The sequence below is a fragment of the Subtercola vilae genome (assembly GCF_004923255.1).
Classification (GTDB): Bacteria; Actinomycetota; Actinomycetes; order Actinomycetales; family Microbacteriaceae; genus Subtercola; species Subtercola vilae.
Genome location: NZ_QYRT01000012.1, coordinates 62,394 through 79,024, shown reverse-complemented (window position 1 = coordinate 79,024; position 16,631 = coordinate 62,394). Strand labels below are relative to the sequence as shown.

At 64.4% G+C, this 16,631-nt stretch carries 16 protein-coding genes; 5 read left to right on the top strand and 11 right to left on the bottom strand.

The genetic code is table 11. The features are described 5' to 3' along the window. Nucleotides 1–30: 30 nt before the first annotated feature. Nucleotides 31–1,254, bottom strand: a complete 1,224-nt coding sequence (ftsW, locus tag D4765_RS08435; RefSeq protein ID WP_136641847.1) for a putative lipid II flippase FtsW — start codon at nt 1,252–1,254, stop codon at nt 31–33. A 146-nt stretch (nt 1,255–1,400) separates the two neighbouring features. Between ftsW and D4765_RS08430 the strand changes: the two genes are divergently transcribed. Together D4765_RS08430 and fdhA are read left to right on the top strand one after the other, a co-directional pair. After that, nucleotides 1,401–2,405 (top strand): sugar phosphate isomerase/epimerase family protein, encoded by a 1,005-nt coding sequence (locus D4765_RS08430; protein WP_136641846.1) that lies wholly within the window; start codon nt 1,401–1,403, stop codon nt 2,403–2,405. 116 nt (nt 2,406–2,521) lie between these two features. Then, nucleotides 2,522–3,736, top strand: a complete 1,215-nt coding sequence (gene fdhA / locus D4765_RS08425) for a formaldehyde dehydrogenase, glutathione-independent (protein ID WP_136641845.1) — start codon at nt 2,522–2,524, stop codon at nt 3,734–3,736. Nucleotides 3,737–3,808: 72 nt separating this feature from the next. Here fdhA and D4765_RS08420 read toward each other — a convergent pair whose 3' ends face one another. Continuing rightward, the gene (locus tag D4765_RS08420; protein ID WP_136641844.1) at nt 3,809–4,444 is read right to left on the bottom strand and encodes a TetR/AcrR family transcriptional regulator; all 636 of its coding nucleotides are present in this window, start codon (nt 4,442–4,444) and stop codon (nt 3,809–3,811) included. A 69-nt stretch (nt 4,445–4,513) separates the two neighbouring features. Between D4765_RS08420 and D4765_RS08415 the strand changes: the two genes are divergently transcribed. Next, the gene (locus D4765_RS08415) at nt 4,514–5,965 is read left to right on the top strand and encodes an MDR family MFS transporter (protein WP_136641843.1); all 1,452 of its coding nucleotides are present in this window, start codon (nt 4,514–4,516) and stop codon (nt 5,963–5,965) included. Nucleotides 5,966–6,020: 55 nt separating this feature from the next. Here the strand turns inward: D4765_RS08415 and D4765_RS08410 are convergent, their stop codons facing one another. The 7 genes from D4765_RS08410 to speB all read right to left on the bottom strand — a co-directional run bounded on the left by D4765_RS08410 (nt 6,021) and on the right by speB (nt 12,707). After that, complete coding sequence (locus tag D4765_RS08410; RefSeq protein ID WP_136641842.1) at nt 6,021–7,460, bottom strand: MFS transporter; 1,440 nt, start codon at nt 7,458–7,460, stop codon at nt 6,021–6,023. Nucleotides 7,461–7,578: 118 nt separating this feature from the next. After that, entirely contained in the window at nt 7,579–8,262 is a 684-nt protein-coding gene (locus D4765_RS08405) for a TetR/AcrR family transcriptional regulator (protein ID WP_136641841.1), read from the bottom strand. Between the two features lie 56 nt (nt 8,263–8,318). Beyond that, on the bottom strand, nt 8,319–8,666 hold the full coding sequence (locus D4765_RS08400; RefSeq protein ID WP_136641840.1) for an SdpI family protein: 348 nt from the start codon (nt 8,664–8,666) through the stop codon (nt 8,319–8,321). 56 nt (nt 8,667–8,722) lie between these two features. Continuing rightward, on the bottom strand, nt 8,723–9,829 hold the full coding sequence (locus tag D4765_RS08395) for an alcohol dehydrogenase catalytic domain-containing protein (RefSeq protein ID WP_136641839.1): 1,107 nt from the start codon (nt 9,827–9,829) through the stop codon (nt 8,723–8,725). Then, nucleotides 9,826–11,307 carry a purine-cytosine permease family protein gene (locus D4765_RS08390; protein ID WP_136641838.1) on the bottom strand — a complete coding sequence of 494 codons (1,482 nt, stop codon included), beginning with the start codon at nt 11,305–11,307 and terminating at the stop codon, nt 9,826–9,828. Before D4765_RS08390 ends, D4765_RS08395 begins: the two co-directional genes overlap by 4 nt. Before the next feature lie 36 nt (nt 11,308–11,343). Continuing rightward, nucleotides 11,344–11,760 carry a nuclear transport factor 2 family protein gene (locus tag D4765_RS08385; protein ID WP_237280320.1) on the bottom strand — a complete coding sequence of 139 codons (417 nt, stop codon included), beginning with the start codon at nt 11,758–11,760 and terminating at the stop codon, nt 11,344–11,346. Then, nucleotides 11,757–12,707: an agmatinase gene (gene speB, locus D4765_RS08380; protein WP_136641837.1), complete on the bottom strand. Its 951-nt coding sequence runs from the start codon at nt 12,705–12,707 to the stop codon at nt 11,757–11,759. Before speB ends, D4765_RS08385 begins: the two co-directional genes overlap by 4 nt. 142 nt (nt 12,708–12,849) lie before the next feature. Between speB and D4765_RS08375 the strand changes: the two genes are divergently transcribed. Next, nucleotides 12,850–13,434, top strand: a complete 585-nt coding sequence (locus D4765_RS08375; RefSeq protein WP_136641836.1) for a helix-turn-helix domain-containing protein — start codon at nt 12,850–12,852, stop codon at nt 13,432–13,434. Nucleotides 13,435–13,444: 10 nt separating this feature from the next. Here the strand turns inward: D4765_RS08375 and D4765_RS08370 are convergent, their stop codons facing one another. After that, nucleotides 13,445–14,233: a nitrilase-related carbon-nitrogen hydrolase gene (locus tag D4765_RS08370; RefSeq protein WP_136641835.1), complete on the bottom strand. Its 789-nt coding sequence runs from the start codon at nt 14,231–14,233 to the stop codon at nt 13,445–13,447. 226 nt (nt 14,234–14,459) lie between these two features. Beyond that, the gene (locus D4765_RS08365; protein ID WP_136641834.1) at nt 14,460–15,608 is read right to left on the bottom strand and encodes a TDT family transporter; all 1,149 of its coding nucleotides are present in this window, start codon (nt 15,606–15,608) and stop codon (nt 14,460–14,462) included. 86 nt (nt 15,609–15,694) lie between these two features. Between D4765_RS08365 and D4765_RS08360 the strand changes: the two genes are divergently transcribed. Further along, nucleotides 15,695–16,615: a LysR family transcriptional regulator gene (locus D4765_RS08360; RefSeq protein ID WP_136641833.1), complete on the top strand. Its 921-nt coding sequence runs from the start codon at nt 15,695–15,697 to the stop codon at nt 16,613–16,615. Nucleotides 16,616–16,631 lie beyond the last annotated feature (16 nt).

Here is a 16,631-nt window from a genome sequence, read left to right as displayed (position 1 = left end):
GGCGTTCAGCCTGCCCGGGCCAGCGAAGCTCTAAGCGTCGACGAACTCGCGCTCACCAGGGTCTGGGGTTCGGGCATCCGTCTCCCGCGAGAAAGAAAGCACGATTCCGATGGCGATGAGCGAACTGATCAAGGCTGTGCCCCCGGCAGATATCAGCGGTAGAGGCACCCCGAGCACCGGTAGCAGGCCGAGCACAACGGCGATGTTCACGAGGGCCTGCCCCACGATCCAGACCAGGATGGCCGCGGTCACCACCCGGGCGAACGGGTCTTGCGTGGCATGAATGATTCGCAGAAACGCCACCCCGAGCACCACGATCAGCAGCAGAACGACGACGGCGCCGATCAGGCCGAGCTCTTCGCCGATCACCGCGAAGATGAAGTCGGTGTCGACGGCGGGCAGCCACGACCATTTTGCTTTCGAGTTGCCAAGCCCCACACCGAAGATGCCGCCGTCGCCGAGCGCGAAATAGCCGTTCTGAATCTGCCAGCCCGAGCCGCTGTAGTCGGTGGTGTCGGGTTGCAGAAACGAGAGGATGCGCGTGACCCGGTTGGGCCTCGAGAGAGCGGTGAGAATCGCGATGGTCGCCGACACGGCGGTGAGGAGGGCGAGGTGACGAAGGGGAATGCCGGCGAAGAACAGCGCGCCGAGAACCATTCCGATCAGGATGACGGTCGTACCGAGGTCACCGCCCAGGGCCACGAGAATGATGGCCGTGCCCGTGACGATCACGGTCGGCACCAGTGTGTACGAGAACTGGGCGATGCGGTGCTGTTTCTTCGCGAGGAACATGCCCAGCCACAGAACGACGCCCACCTTGATGAGTTCGGAGGGCTGCAGAGCGGGCAGTGGGCCGAGCTGCAGCCAGTTTCGGTTACCGTTTACAGTGACGCCGAGGGGAGTCGCGATGACGAGCAGCTGAAGCGCAGAGCCGCCGGCGAGCACCAGCCAGGCCGAGCGCTTCCAGAACGACGAGGGTAGCCGCGAGGCCAGCAGCAGCAGGGGAATACCGATGAGGGCGAAGCTGCCCTGCCGGAGGAAGACCGTGAACGAGTTGTCGGCGTCGATCTCTGATCCGACAGACGACGAGGAGAGCACCATCATCAGCCCGAAGCCCACCATGAACAGCGTCACACCGAGCAGCAGGTAGAAGTTCGATGAGAGCATCGGAGCGACTTTGGGCAGGGTGATGCGCATGAGGCGGGCGCCGCCCGAGGTAGCCGCGCCCATGGGGGTCTTCACGGCGCTGCTCATCGCCACCGCCCCGAAGAGATTCGCCGTTCCATGCCTCCGACACTACGTTTGCTGGGTCGTGCTCCGTGCGGCGGCGCGCGCAATGTCGACAGCCTGAGTAAATTACTACAAACGGCGAGAACTTCTTACAGAGATGAGTCCACGCAATGGCACGCCCGATCACCTTGTTCACTGGCCAGTGGGCCGACCTTTCCTTCGTCGAAGTTGCCAGGCTGGCGGGGGAGTGGGGGTACGACGGTCTCGAAATCGCGTGCTGGGGCGACCACCTCGACCCGGAGCGGTGGGATGACGAGGCCTACGTTCAGGGCAAGCTCGCGGTGTTGGCAGCGAACGGCTTGAAAGTCTTCGCCATTTCGAATCACCTCACGGGTCAGGCTGTCTGCGACGACCCGATCGACCAGCGGCACCATGACATGCTGCCCGCCGCGGTGTGGGGCGACGGTGACCCCGAGGGCGTGCGGCAACGCGCGGCCGATTCGCTGAAGAACACCGCGCGTCTCGCAGCGAAGCTCGGGGTGAAGACAGTGACCGGCTTCACCGGGTCATCGATCTGGAAGTACGTGGCCATGTTCCCGCCCGTCACCGAGCAGATGATCGACGCCGGCTACCACGATTTCGCCGAGCGCTGGAACCCGATTCTCGACGTCTTCGACGAGGTGGGGGTTCGTTTCGCCCACGAAGTTCACCCCTCAGAGATCGCCTACGACTACTGGACCACCGTTCGAACCCTCGAGGCGATCGGCCATCGCGAGGCGTTCGGCCTGAACTGGGATCCGAGTCACATGGTCTGGCAAGACATCGACCCGGTCGGGTTCTTGTGGGACTTCAAAGACCGTATCTACAACGTGCACTGCAAAGACACGAAGAAACGTCTCGTCGACGGCCGAAACGGTCGCCTGTCGTCGCACCTGGCCTGGGCCGACCCGCGACGCGGTTGGGATTTCATCTCGACCGGCCACGGTGACGTGCCGTGGGAAGACGCGTTTCGCATGCTGAACGCCATTCACTACACCGGGCCGCTCTCGATCGAGTGGGAAGACGCCGGCATGGATCGCCTCGTCGGTGCTCCGGAGGCCCTGGGCTTCGTGCGCCAACTCTCGTCGTACGAACCCTCGGCGGCCGCCTTCGATGCGGCCTTCCAGGCGCGCTGACCCGGTCTGCCTCCATGGCGGAGATGGGCGGCGCGGGCTGGACACCGGCGACGGGCCGACTTACCGTTGACACAGAGACCCCCACAACGGGGCCCGCAGGATCAAGGAGGATCCGAATGTCAGGAAACAGAGCAGTTGCCTACAAAGAGCCCGGCAAAGTCGAAGTCATCGACACCGACTACCCCACGTTCGAGCTGAAAGACGGGCCCGGCGTCAACCCCGCCAACATCGGCCGCAAGGTGCCGCACGGCGCGATCATCCGCACCGTCGCAACGAATATCTGCGGTTCGGATCAGCACATGGTTCGAGGTCGCACCACGGCCCCCGCCAATCTTGTGCTCGGGCACGAGATCACCGGGGAGGTCATCGAGGTCGGCCCGGGTGTCGAGTTCGTGAAGATCGGCGACATCGTCTCTGTTCCCTTCAATATCTCCTGCGGTCGCTGTCGCAACTGCAAAGAGCGTAAGACGGGCATCTGCCTGAACGTCAACCCCGATCGACCCGGCAGTGCATACGGCTATGTGGATATGGGTGGCTGGGTGGGTGGCCAGGCCGAATTCGTTCTCGTGCCCTACGCAGACTGGAACCTGCTCGTTTTTCCTGACCGTGATCACGCGCTCGAGAAGATCATGGATCTGACGATGCTGTCAGACATCTTTCCCACAGGGTTTCACGGTGCCGTGACCGCGGGGGTCGGTGTCGGTTCCACCGTCTATGTCGCCGGCGCCGGCCCGGTGGGGCTCGCTGCTGCGACGTCTGCCATGCTGCTCGGCGCGGCGGCCGTCATCGTCGGTGACATGAACGCCGATCGACTGGCCCAGGCCCGCAGTTTCGGCTGCGAGACGATCGATCTGTCTTCGGGCGAGATCGCCGACCAGATCGAGCAGATTCTCGGAGTTCCCGAGGTTGATTGCGGAATCGATGCCGTCGGTTTTGAGGCGAAGGGTCTGCACGGCGGTGGTGAGGCTCCGGCAACGGTACTCAACTCCCTGATGGACATCACGGCGGCGGGCGGTGCCCTCGGCATCCCCGGGCTCTACGTGACCGGTGATCCGGGCGGGGTCGACGAGGCGGCCCAGAAGGGTTCGCTCTCCCTCAGCCTCGGTACCGGCTGGGCGAAGTCTCTCTCGTTCACGACCGGCCAGTGCCCGGTGATGAAGTACAACCGTGGGCTCATGATGGCGATCCTGCACGACAGGGTGCACATCGGTAAGAACGTGAACGCCAAGGCGATCTCCCTCGACGACGCGCCACGCGGCTACGCCGAGTTCGACGCCGGTGCTGCAACGAAGTACGTTCTGAATCCGAACGGCTACCTCGACGCGGCCTGACTCCGCTAGTACGCCGAACAACCCGCGGGGCGTGGTCGTCGGAGCGGCCACGTTTCACACGCCAGAGAGAATTCAGAATGGCCGATAGGCGCGGAGGAACGCCCTCACTCCCTCGACGATGACGCGGTGTTCGTCGACTTCGGCACCGACGACCCCGAGACTCGACGTGAGCGGGGAGATCGTCAGCGCCACGAAGTGGTCCGCAGCCAGCCGAGGGTCGGGGGCGTGCAGCAGGCCGTCCCGGTCGAAGGCGGCGAAGCGGGTGGCTACCGCGTCTTCGGGCTCCTCGGCGTTCCAGGCCATCGACCGGGTCTCGGGAAGGTTCGTTGCCTCTGTGTAGAGCAGGCGCATGAGAGCCGCATAGTCAGAGGATCCGATGGCCGACACAGTGATGCTCTCGGCGAAGGAAACGAGGGCGTGCTCGAGCTGGGCCGCATCCGGAACCACGACGAGGTTCTCGTCGATCGCTCGCTGAACCGCAGTGCTCAGCGCTTCGACCGTGTGGTCGACGACGGCCGCTAGCAGCGTGCGCTTGTCGCCGTAGTAGTCGTAGACGGTGCGCTTGGAGACACCTGCCTCGGCAGCGACAAGATCCATGCTGGTGCGATCGAATCCGTCAGACAGAAAGAGTGCTCGAGCAGCCAGCAGGATGGCCGAGCGCTTCTGCGCCGAACCCTCCCGAATGCTCTTACCCGCCGGCGCTGCCATCCGTTCATCCATTCGTCGGATTCAGCTTACGGCCTTCGTAACTACACTGCACGGTGTAGTGTAGCCATCATGACTACCACACATGCTCCCGCCCCGGTCTCAGCCCGCCGACTGAATCTCATCAGCCTTGTGCTGATTCTCGGCGCGATCGCGACCATCCTCGACGCCACCATCGTGAACATCGCCCTCGACACCCTCCACGATGTCTTCCACGCCTCCGTTGCTGAATCGCAGTGGGTGGTCACCGGCTATCTGCTCGCCTACGTCGCCGTCGTCCCCGTCTCCGGCTGGGCCTCCGAGCGCTTCGGCGCACGCCGGGTCTGGATGCTCGCGGTCGCCGTCTTCCTGGTGGGTTCTGTTCTCTGCGGCCTGGCCTGGAACCTGCCCTCGCTGATCGGCTTCCGCGTTCTGCAGGGCATCGGCGGCGGAATGGTGCTGCCGGTGACCATCACGCTGCTCACCCGCGCGGCAGGCCGTGACCGGATCGGCCGAGCCATCGCGACCATCGGCATCGTCGGCCAGCTCGGTCCGATCCTCGGGCCCATCATCGGAGGGTCACTGATCACCTCAGTGGGCTGGCACTGGCTGTTCTTCATCAACATCCCCATCTGCCTCGCAGCCCTCGTTCTCGCGCCGATGTTCCTGCCCACGGGCGAGAGAGACAGCGCACGCCGTCTCGACCTCCTCGGGTTCCTGCTGCTGACACCCGGCGTGATCGCGCTGGCCTACGGCATCAGCCAGATTCCGGATGCTGCGGGGTTCGGCGCTGTCGAAGTGTGGTTGCCGATCGCTGCTGGCGTCATCCTGCTTGGGGTCTTCGTGCTGCGATCGTTGCGCGCAACCCGGCCAGCCCTCATCGACGTACGCGTGTTCGGCCGCCGCAGTTTCGGCATCAGCAGCATCATTACTCTGCTGGCGGGGTTCTCGGTCTACGCCATCATGTTCCTGCTGCCGCTCTTCTACCAGCAGGTTCGGGGCGACTCGGTATTCACCACGGGGTTCCTGCTCATTCCGCAGGGCGTCGGCACCATCGTCTTCATTCTGGTCAACCGTCGCCTGGCGGGCCGCGTCGACACCCGCTTCGTGATCGCAGGGGGCGTCATCCTGAGCATGCTGGGAACACTCCCGTTCGCCCTCGCGGGGGCGTCGGGTGGAGACGCCCTGCTGTTGGCCGGGCAGTTCTTGCAGGGATTCGGCATGGCCGCCGTCTCGCTGCCCGTCATGACCTTGGCCTTTGTGAGCCTCAGCCATGCCGAAACCCCGCGGGGCAGCGCTGCATACAACCTGGTGAAGCAGGTGGGAGCGCCGTTCGGTGTCACGGTCATCGCCGTGATACTGCAGCACTTCAGCGAGGGCGGGGCATCGGCTGCCGCGCTGTCGGCAGCCTTCAACGCCACATTCTGGTGGGTGCTCGCCTTCAGCGCGGTGCCGCTGGCGCTGGCGTTCCTCCTCCCGAAGGAGCCGCAGCGGCTGACTGCGAAAACCGATCGGAATGCCGAAGCTGTCGTGGCTCCCGCATGACTCGGCGATTCCGTTGTCGGTCAGGCTGCTGCTGCCCCCGCACTCGCTGATGCGTTCAGATCGCGACGGGCTCGAGCTCGGCGGCCTCCGTTGCGGTGGCCGAGTCGACCGTCACCGACGGCGAGAGCAGCGCAATCACGATGTTCACGGCGGCGAAGATCGCGGCGATCAGCAGCCCGAACTGAAACCCGCCGACGGCCGCGGCCAGCGGCGCCGTGCCGCCCGTCATTGCGTCGGTGATGTGGGCCGTTGCGAGTGTCGTGATCACAGCGAGCCCCAGCGCGCCGCCCACCTGGTAACCGGCATTCAGCACTCCGGATGCCGCACCAGCGTCATCCGTTCGCACCTTCGACTGCGCCGCAACTTGCGCGGGCACCCCCATGGCCGTGATTCCCAGGCCGAACAGAATGAGCCCCGGCAGCAGGCTGCTGGCGTACGGTGAGCTCGCGTCGGCTGTCGACAGCAACAACAGTCCGATCACGCTGATCACAGCGGCAACGACCTGCACGGCGCGAGTGCCGAACATCGTCACGAAGCGTGACGCCACGACTGCCCCCACGATCGCAGCGATACCCATCGGCAGAAAGGCCAGGCCGGTGTCGAACGCCGACAGCCCGCGTACCTGCTGGAGGAAGATCGCGGTGAGAAAGAACATCGCGAGAAAACCGGCACTGTTCAGCCCCAGTGCGACGACCGACAGCGACAGACTGCGTGTGCGAAAAAGCCGCAGCGGAATCAGGGGCGCCGCCGAACGGGATTCGACCAGAACGAATGCCGCAAGCAGCAGAACGCCGCCGGCCAGCAGGCCGATGACCTCGATCGACCCCCAGCCGAGAGGTTCGGCCCGGATGACACCGAGCATGATAGCCAGTAGCCCGGTGGTGCTGAGAACGGCTCCCGCCACGTCGAACGTGCGTCGGCCGGAGATGATCGCGCGGCTCTCTCTGATGATGAAGAAGGTGGCCGCGATCACGACGATGCCGATGGGCACGTTCACCAGGAACACCCAGCGCCAGCTGAGGTTGTCGACCAGCACGCCGCCGACGATGGCACCCATAGTGCCGCCGAGGCCGGCCAGCCCACCCCACACGCCCAAGGCGATGGTGCGGCGGCGCCCGTGCTCGAAGGTCACCATCAGCAACGTCAGTGCCGATGCCGAAAGCATCGCGCCGCCGAGGCCCTGCACGCCGCGAAAGAGAATGAGTTCGAGGGGTGAGGTCGCGACTCCGGCGGCCAGTGACGACAGCGCGAAGACCACGAGCCCTGCGACGAAGATGCGCCGCCGACCGACGAGGTCGGCCGAGCGGCCCCCGAGCAGCAGAAAACCACCGAAGATCAACGTGTACGCGCTGATGACCCACTGCAGGTCATCCGGAGCAAAGCCCAGGTCTGTCTGCATGCGGGGGAGGGCCACGTTGACGATGGTCACGTCGAGCACCACCATGAACTGCGCTATCGCGAGCACGACCAGGGTGCTCCAGGGGCTGCGTCTCATTGCTCTTCCTTAATTTGGCGTTCGGGCCAGCGCGTATATACGCCGTACGTGTACACCGTACATGTGCAATGTATAGGAAGGCAAGTGCGAAAAAAACACCGGAACCAGCTGGCGGCTCTCAGGCGGGCAGCGTGCCCTGGGCGCCAGCCACCAGAAAGTCGATTCCCCGGCTGAAATACTCGTCTTCGCTCGGGCAGAACAAGAAGAACTCGGCTGTCTCGAGCACGCTCGCGAAGCGTTTCGGGTCGAGCGACTCGAGCTGAGCCCGCTTCGACCGCAGGTGGGCGGCTTGCGTGTCGGAGTCGAGCCTGCGGTCGCTGCCCGGCTCGATGTCGACCAGGTTCACGAGCGAGCAGAGGAGGAACATGCCGGTCTGCGCGGCGCTCGCGGCCGAGAACCCCGCCGCTCTCAGCAGGCCGATGGTTCGCTCGGCAAGCTCGAGCCCCGCCTCGGATTTCATAATGGCCGGGGCGACGATCATGACGGCGAGTGGATGTGCGCGCAGAGCGTCGAGCGCAGCCGTGAGTACCGCGTGCAGGTCTTCGTGCCACGCCAGTCCGCCTGCCTCGGGTAGCGCAGGTAGCGTGATCTCGGCATAGATGCGTTCGGCGATGGCATCGAACAGGGCGTCTTTGTCGCTGAAGTGCCAGTACAACGCCATCGGCGTGACCATGTTGTCGGCTGCGAGCCGTCTGATCGTCACCGCCTCCAGCCCTTCGCGGTCGGCGAGGGCGAGGGCGCCGGCTGCGAGATCGTCTCGCTTCAGGCGCTCCCGCGGTTTGGTCTGGCGTGGGGCGGGCATGGTTCTACTGTACCGCGTACAGTTCGGGCGGTGGCCTCTACGGGAGAGTTGCGAGATCAGCGGTGGTCGGATTTTGAGGCAGCGTGTGATGCGCGAACCGCCACCCAGACGAATCCGCCGACAAACGCCGCGATGGCCCCCCAATACGCTGGGAGGGCTGTTGTGCCGATCGCGCTGCAGACGAGAGCGGCACCCCACGAGACGACGGCTGGCATCACGGCAGCGGCGTGACCCGCCCGCCATGCAGAGTCGCTTCGCATCAGGCTGGGAAAGCGTATTCCGACGAACCTGTTCATGCCGAGCTGCCCGCGCCCCGCCATGATGCAGACCACGACCAGTAGAAGGAGAAGAGCGGTGAATATCCACGCCACAACAGGTACGGGGTGCATTCTCTGTCCGATCACGAAGCGTCGTAGCCTGACCGCCCATTCTCTCGCCGGAAGGCTCGGCTACCAGCACACTAGCGCTGCGAGCGCTTCGGTGGCACGAGAATCGTTCTGAGCCCGACGCCCTGACCGAGTTCGGTGAGCGCCTCTGAGGCCTCGGCGAGGGGACGGATGCGCCCGATGAGCTGGTCGAGCGGGAGCCGCCCCGCCAGATACAGCTTTGCGAGTCTCGGTATGTCGACCCGCGCAACGCTGGAGCCATAGTTGCAGCCCAGAATGTTCTTCCCCTGGTCGGCGAGGTCGAACGGGTCTATCGAGGCACGAAGACCGATGGGAGTCATGCCGACAAGTACGGCTGTACCCCCTCGCGCGAGAAGGCCCGGCAGGCTCTCGATGGTGGCGACCCGCCCGATGGCCTCGAAAGCGAAGTCGACTCCGCCGAGCGAGCTCTGAATCTCCGCGGTCGTATCAACCAGATCGCCGCGCAGCAGGGTGGTCGCACCAAGCGCACGTGCCGCTTCCAGTTTCTCGTCTGACACGTCGATGGCGATGATCGGGTTCGCGCCGATGAGTTTGAGGCCCATGATGATCGAAAGACCGACGCCGCCGCAGCCGATCACGGCGGCCGATGCCCCCATGGGAACGGACGCGGTGTTGACCACGGCACCGATTCCCGTTGTGACTGAGCAGCCCAGAAGGGCGCCTATCTCGAACGGCAGTTCTGGCGGAACGACCACGACCGCTGACTCTGGAATGACCACGCGTTCGCTGAAGGCCCCCAGTCCGAGATAGGGCCAGACGTCTGCCCCTCGTGCGTCGGTGTAGGCGGTGGTGCCATCGGGCAACGTATTGTCGAGCGCCGTTGTGCCGGTGCAGAGCCATCCCTTGCCGGCGGCGCAGTTCGTGCAACGGCCACAGGGGGCGAACCAAGACAAGACGACGTGGTCGCCCAGTCGGGCATCCAGCACCCCGGCTCCGATGGCGGTCACGATTCCTGCGGCCTCGTGCCCGAGCACAAGCGGCCTTTCTGCCGGCCAGTCGCCGTTGACGACGTGCAGGTCTGAATGGCACACGCCGCTTGCTCTGATCTCGACTTCGACCTGGCCCGGCCCGGGTGCAGCGAGGGCAATCGTCTCGGTCTGCACCCCGGATCCCGGGCGAAGGGTGATGGCGAGCGTCACGAGTTCACGGCCTCTCGCTCGTCGATTTCGGCGAGTTCTCTGTCGCTTCGCAGTTCGGCTGCCCGTTCACGATCGAGGTCGAGCGAGCGAGACAAGACCAGATACGCAACAGAAGCCGCCACGAGGCCGACGAGCCAAGACACGTCGAGCCCGCCTAGCGCGGCCGCGATCGGGCCGGTGAACGACCAGTCGCCGAGCGGAGGGATGACCATGAACGGTATTTCGAAAGCGAATCCGATCGCGAAGGCGGCCAGCCCTCGCCAGGCCCAGGTTCCGTAGACACCGTTCGGGGTGAAGAGGTCGGTGATCGCGTAGCGGCCTTTGCGGACGACGAAATAGTCGACGAGGTTCGTCGCGGTCCAGGGCACGAGGAGGTAGAGCATGAGGGTCAGCGCTGCAAAGACCGTGCCGACAGAGTCGGTGGTGATGATGCTGGCAATGGAGAACCAGACAACGGTGAGAACGATGATCGTGATGACACGGGCGGCTCTGGTGGGCTTGATCGACTTGAACGAGTCGATGCCGGTGAGGATGGTCAGCATGCCGCCATAGGCGTTCATGCCCATCGTCGCCGCCAGGGCGAGGGCGGAGAGCAATGCGACGGCGTCGCCGAGGTGGAAGAAGACGTTGTTGCCGGCGAGCTGAAGGCCGCCGAGACCGTCGGTTGCGCGCAATTCGATCGCGAGCCAGGCGCCGAGAATGATGAGCCAGATCGCCGACGATGATGCGCCGAAGAATACGGCGGCGATCACCTTCCGCGGTGCGGTGGTCGAGGGCAGGTACCGGGAGTAGTCAGAAACGTAGGGGGCGTAGGTGATGTTGTAAGCGGCCGCTGCGGTGAGTTGTGCCATGAAGGCAACGATCGAGAAGCCGTAGTCGATTTCGGGTGGGGTTCCGCCGGCGCCGCCGAAGATCACGCCGAGCGTCAGAAGCACGGTGAGGGGAAACGAGACGTAGAGCAGGATGCGAAAGATCTTGTGCACCCAGTCGTGGCCGAAAATAGCAAGCAGGGCGGCGGCTATCGCGACGGTCACGGCGACGACGGTGGGGTTCCAGCCGAATGCGCTGTTCAAGCCTTCCCCCAGCAGCACGGTATCGGCGATGTTGAACGCGAGGTACGTGAACAGGGTCGCGAGCAGGGGTATCAGTACTCCGCGAAACCCGAACTGGGCGCGAGACTGGATCATTTGGGGAAGCCCCATGTGCGGTCCTTGAGAAGCGTGGAACGCCATGAACAGCGTGCCGATCCCGATTCCGATGATGCTGGCAACCGCCGTCCAGATCAGGGAGAGGCCGAGGGAGGGGCCGATGAAGCCGATCGGGATGGAGAAATACTGGAAGTTGCCGAGAAACCACAGCGGCGCTTGGTGCCACAGCTTTCCGTGCCGTTCGCTGTTCGGAACCCAGTCGATCGATCGTTTCTCGACGAGGGGCACCCGCGACGTGGATGCGGTCTGCGGGCTTGTCTGATTTGTCATGATTGTGACTCCATTGTCAGATGTTGTGAGGCAGTTCTAAAGGTGTGAGGCAGGGGAGAGGTGTTCGTGGATGGCAAGCCAAACGCCGGCGTGTCGCTGGAGCACGATCGTCTCGCGCTCGCGACCGATTTCGCGTTGCCCGTCCATCGTCGACTCAGTGACTACGTCGTGGGTGAAGATCGCGACGGTGTCGACGAGTTGCACGCGCCTGTTCGTCGACACGCAGTTGTGTACGCGAAACCCATGAAGGTCTTCCCACTCATGCCAGAGCTGTTCGTACTCTGCTCGGCACTCCAGACGGGCGGGATGCGTGTGGAACACGAACGTCGCATCCGGAGCGAAACCTCTGAAGTATTCGTCTCGTCGGTGGTTGCCGAAGGCGGCGACGATGGCGTCTGCTGCAGCAAGCGCTTCTGTCTCCGCAGAATCGGCCGGCTCCGAGATGCCGATCACGAGCGGGGCGCCATCGCTGAGATCAGTTCGTACGCTACGTGGGATGCCGCGACAGCGGTGACCTGAGCGTGATCGTAGGCGGGGGCCACTTCGACCACATCGGCGCCCACCAGATTGACTGTGGAGAGCGACCGGATGATCGCCAGCAGCTCTCGACTTGTCAGCCCTCCCGCCTCGGGGGTGCCCGTGCCCGGAGCGTGCGCAGGGTCGAGCACATCGATGTCGACGCTCACATACACAGGCTTTCCCGCAATGCGCGCGTGCAGCCGCGCAATGATGCTGGCGAGGCTCTCCGTCTCGAATTCGTGCGACCCGATAATGGCGAAGCCGAGCCGTTCGTCGTCGCGGAGGTCTTCGCGGCCGTAGAGGGGCCCCCTGGTTCCGATGTGCCAGCTGGCGGTGAGGTCGATGAGCCCCTCCTCTGACGCCCGACGAAACGGGGTGCCGTGCGTCACGGGTGCGCCGAAGTAGGTGTCCCAGGTGTCAAGGTGCGCATCGAAGTGGATGACCGCCACTGGCCCGTGCGTGCGGGCGACGTTCCGCAGCAGCGGAAGAGCAATGGTGTGGTCGCCGCCCAGAGTCACCAATCGTGCACCTGTCTCGGTGAGATGGCGAGCTCCGTCTTCTATCTGGGCCACGGCCTCATCGATGTTGAAGGGGTTCGCTGAGATGTCTCCGGCATCGACGACCTGTTGCGTCGCAAACGGTTCGATGTCCTGAACCGGGTTGTACGGTCGCAGTAGCCGCGACGCCTCGCGAATGTGCGCGGGCCCGAACCGTGCGCCGGGGCGGTAGCTGACTCCCGCGTCGAACGGAACACCGACGACGACGACGTCGGCGTGCGGCACGTCGCGCAACTGCGGCAGCAGTGCGAATGTCGCGATCCCCGCGAAGCGTGGTGTCTTGCTCGAGTCGGTGGGGCCGACAAAGTTCGATGCGGCGTTCACGGTTCAGACTTCCTCGTCGAGGTGTGATGGACTGTATGAAATATACCTATACGCACCGTAAAGTGCTTATAAGGCAACTTGCGGTTTACAATATGATGGGCTGTCTGACCGTAGTTGTCAACTGTTCACTGAGGAGTGTTGCGTGAGAGCCGTTCATCCCGCGCCCGCGCCTTTGCCGACGTTGATTGGGGCGAAGTTGAGGGCCAGCCGCTTGGCGCAGGGCCTCACCATTGCGAATCTCGCCGGCGCCACACAGCTGACATCGGGGTTCATCAGCCGTATCGAACGCAATGAGACGTCTCCGAGCGTGGCCACGCTGGTGACGATCTGCCAGGTTCTTTCGTTGCCGATCGGGTCTCTTTTCGAGCCGTCCTCAAACGAGGTCATCAGTCTTGCAGACGCGCCTCTGATCAATATGGGCGGTGACAACGCGATCGAGCGACTCCTCACTCCTCGCAATGAGTCGCGCGTGCAGATGCTGCGCTCGACGCTCTCCCCGGGCGCTACGGGAGGTGCGGAGCTGTACACGATCAACTGTGACGTTGAGGTGGTTCATGTGATCCGCAATTGCATCGAGCTGCGTTTCGCCGGCTCTTCCGTTTCGCTGGGCGAGGGAGACACGATGACCGTGCCAGGCCGTGAACCGCATTCGTGGAGCAACCCCACAGAACGGGAGAGCGAAGTCGTTTGGACTATCGTTCCCGCGGCCTGGAGCGGTTCTTCCTGAGCGACCGATTCTATCGGGGCAGGGCCGACCACGAAGCGTACAACTCAGGCTTCAGTTCGGTGAGATAGTCGACCTCGGGTCGTCGCGCCTCAACGTCGGCGAACATCACAGAAGGAGCTTTTCCGGCTTGCGCGACGATGGTGCCGTCTGAATCGACGATGACGCTCGTGCCGGAGAACGCGAACCCGTTCTCGACTCCCGCGTGGTTTGCATAAGCGATCACCATTGAGTTCTCCAACGCCCTGGCCGGTACCAGAACCAGGCTCACGCTTTCGAAACCCTCACCCACGGCGGTTGGCACGAGCAGAATGTCTGCCCCGCGAACCGCAGCCGCACGTGCAACCTCCGGAAACTCCACGTCGAAGCAGATGGCCAGCCCCACCCTGACGCCCGCGAACGAGACAACCGTTGGCGGCAACAGTCCCGGCTGGAAGGCGGCCGCTTCATGCTCGCCGAAGAGGTGTGACTTCGTGTAGGTGCCGAGCCTGACCCCTTCGCTGTCGACAAAGGTGGAGGTGATGCCGCGGAGTGTGGCATCGCCGCGCCCTGGCGTGCTGAAAACGAGGGCAATGCGATGCCGCCGTGCCATGTCGCAGAGTGAACGCTCAATGACGTCGACATCGTCGGCCGTCACTTCTCGTGCAATCGCGTCGGGCGCGTACCCCACCGCAAAGAGCTCTGGAGTGATCAGAATGTCGGCCCGGCCCTCGGCCGCTTCGATCGCCGCAGCTTCAAGCAGGGCGAGGTTGTGGGGGAAATCAAGCGCAATCGCCTGGCCCTGAAAAACTGCCAATCTCACGACAGCTCCCTTCTCCTCTGGCAATGAGCCAGTCTTCCGACACCTCCGATCACACGAGAAACTGTCGTAGCTTCTCGATGTGCTGGCATCGACTGTCTCCAATCTATCCGGGTGGCCGGGGGATGCTCGCACACCGGTTCGGCCGCAGCCGCCAGCGCCGACGCACTCCCAGGTGGGGATCCTCGATGTTGCTGAGCCAGAGGCCGAGGAGGTGGTGCGTGGTGGTTCAGCCGATCTTTGCTGCCGGGGGTACGAAGAGGGTGCCGGTGAGGGCGCTGCCGCGGAAGGTGCGGATGGCGACGACTGCCCACGCGCCGAGGAGGGCGGCGAAGGCGAGTACGGCGGCGGCCTGGAACGCGACGGATCCGGTGTGTAGGGCGACTCCGGTGAGTCCGGTGACGCAAGTGCCGACAGGGAAGGTGAATGACCACCAGGTCAAGGAGAACGGGAGGTGTTCGCGCGCGGTTCGCAGGGTGATGGCGAGGGCGAGTGCTGCCCAGAGGGCCGCGAATCCGAGCACGGGTACCCCGTAGATCACGCCGAAGGCCTGCAGGGCTTCGGCAAGGGGTGCGGTGGTGGCGAGGTGGGCGTTGCCGCCGAGGAGGTTCACGGCGGTGACGGATTGGCCGAGGGGGCCGAGCACGATCCAGAGCGTGGGCACCATCGCTGCGACACCGATCTTGTGTGTGGTGAGCCTGGACCAGATGAGGGTGATGACGATGAGGGAGGCGACGAGGCTGAGGCCGAACATGGCGTAGCAGGCCAGCAGCATCGTGAGGCGCGCTTGGCCGTCGGGTAGGTACGGAATGAGCAGGGCGCCTGTCGAGGCGGAGACCATGGGTGGCACGATGGGCATCAGCCAGCCGCCGAATGCGCTGTCGGCGGCGACCGTGAACTTCGTGAAGGTCAGGTAGGGCACCGCGACAGCAGTTGCCAGGCCCATGATCGTGCCGAGGGTCCACAGGACGGCGTCGACGGCGACGGCGGTCTGTTCGCCGAGGACGTCCCGGCCGAGCAGGATCGTGCCGGCCCCGACCGTGAGCAGGGCCATCGCGGGTGCGCCGTAGAAGTGCGCCATGACGGGGTTCAGGTGATGGGTTCGGGCTGTCTGCCGATTCGTGACCCAGTGGATGACCGTGGCTGCAGTGAGCGCAAGGAGCAGTGCACTGGCAATCACCCACACCACTGTCGCCGCGATGCGAAGCCCAGCGAACTGCAGAGGGAGCGTGGCTGCTGCGTTGGCCACGATTCCCGTTCCCATGACCGACGCATACCAGTTCGGGGTGATGTTCCGGAACATGTGCATCGGGCGTTCGAGCTCACGCAGGAACATCCGTGACGGGGCGGCGGGTCGGAGGGCCTGGGCTATTGACATACTTCAATCCTGCGTTCCACGGGGTGATCGCAGAAGAGCGTTAGGGTTGTGAGGTCACAAGCTGAGTTTGTGGGGGAGGGTTAGTGATGATCCGCAGCGACCCGCCTGACCTGAAGAGCCTGCAGACGCTCGCAGTGGTGGCCGAGCTTGGCAGCCTGACGTCGGCCAGCACCGCGCTCGGCGTGACCCAGCAGGCAGTTTCATCGCGTATCCGCGCTCTTGAAGTTCGCACCGGATCTCCGCTCGTGACGAGGTCTGCCCGCGGATCGCAGCTGACCGAGGCGGGCCTGCTAGTGGCAGGCTGGGCGAAGGACGTGCTGGATGCCGCCGAACGGTTCGAGGTCGCGGTCGCCGCACTCCGAGACAAAAGTCATTCGCAGCTTCGGGTCGGCGCGAGCCTCACGATCGCCGAGCATCTGATGCCGGAGTGGTTGATCGCATTCCAGACGGGGAGCGGAAATCCTGCTGCCGTCGACCTGGTCGTGGCGAACAGTCGCGCGGTCATCGAGCAGTTGCGCGCGGGTGCCCGCGACATTGGGTTCATCGAGACACCCGATGTGCCATCCGACCTCGAGTCGCGTGTCATCGCATTCGATGAACTCGTTGTCGTGGTCGGTGTGAACCATCCGTGGGCGCGGCGGCGGCGTGCGCTCAGCGCCGCCGAGCTCGCCTCGACCGCCCTGGTGGTTCGTGAGGAGGGTTCCGGTACGAGGCGCACGCTCGAACTCGCGCTCGACACACTCGAACCGAAGATTGTCCTGGCTGCTCCAGCTTCGATATTGCCGACGACGACCGCGATCCGTTCGACCGTCGCATCGGGTAGGGCGCCCGCCGTCCTGAGCTCGCTCGCCATCCGCGACGACTTTACGCTCGGTCGCCTCGCGCGGGTTCGTGTTGCGGGGCTGACGTTGAAGCGTCCGCTCACGGCGGTGTGGGTGCGCAATTCGACCGGCCTGCCGGAGAACGCTGAACGGCTGCTCTCCATCGCTCTGACGCATGCGCGCTGAGACCACAGGGGGCGCA

Excerpts from the sequence above, each read along its gene's own strand:
- ftsW (WP_136641847.1), bottom strand. The coding sequence starts at position 1,254 with ATGAGCAGCGCCGTGAAGACCCCCATGGGCGCGGCTACCTCGGGCGGC.
- D4765_RS08430 (WP_136641846.1), top strand. The coding sequence starts at position 1,401 with ATGGCACGCCCGATCACCTTGTTCACTGGCCAGTGGGCCGACCTTTCC.
- fdhA (WP_136641845.1), top strand. The coding sequence starts at position 2,522 with ATGTCAGGAAACAGAGCAGTTGCCTACAAAGAGCCCGGCAAAGTCGAA.
- D4765_RS08420 (WP_136641844.1), bottom strand. The coding sequence starts at position 4,444 with ATGGCAGCGCCGGCGGGTAAGAGCATTCGGGAGGGTTCGGCGCAGAAG.
- D4765_RS08415 (WP_136641843.1), top strand. The coding sequence starts at position 4,514 with ATGACTACCACACATGCTCCCGCCCCGGTCTCAGCCCGCCGACTGAAT.
- D4765_RS08410 (WP_136641842.1), bottom strand. The coding sequence starts at position 7,460 with ATGAGACGCAGCCCCTGGAGCACCCTGGTCGTGCTCGCGATAGCGCAG.
- D4765_RS08405 (WP_136641841.1), bottom strand. The coding sequence starts at position 8,262 with ATGCCCGCCCCACGCCAGACCAAACCGCGGGAGCGCCTGAAGCGAGAC.
- D4765_RS08390 (WP_136641838.1), bottom strand. The coding sequence starts at position 11,307 with ATGACAAATCAGACAAGCCCGCAGACCGCATCCACGTCGCGGGTGCCC.
- D4765_RS08365 (WP_136641834.1), bottom strand. The coding sequence starts at position 15,608 with ATGTCAATAGCCCAGGCCCTCCGACCCGCCGCCCCGTCACGGATGTTC.
- D4765_RS08360 (WP_136641833.1), top strand. The coding sequence starts at position 15,695 with ATGATCCGCAGCGACCCGCCTGACCTGAAGAGCCTGCAGACGCTCGCA.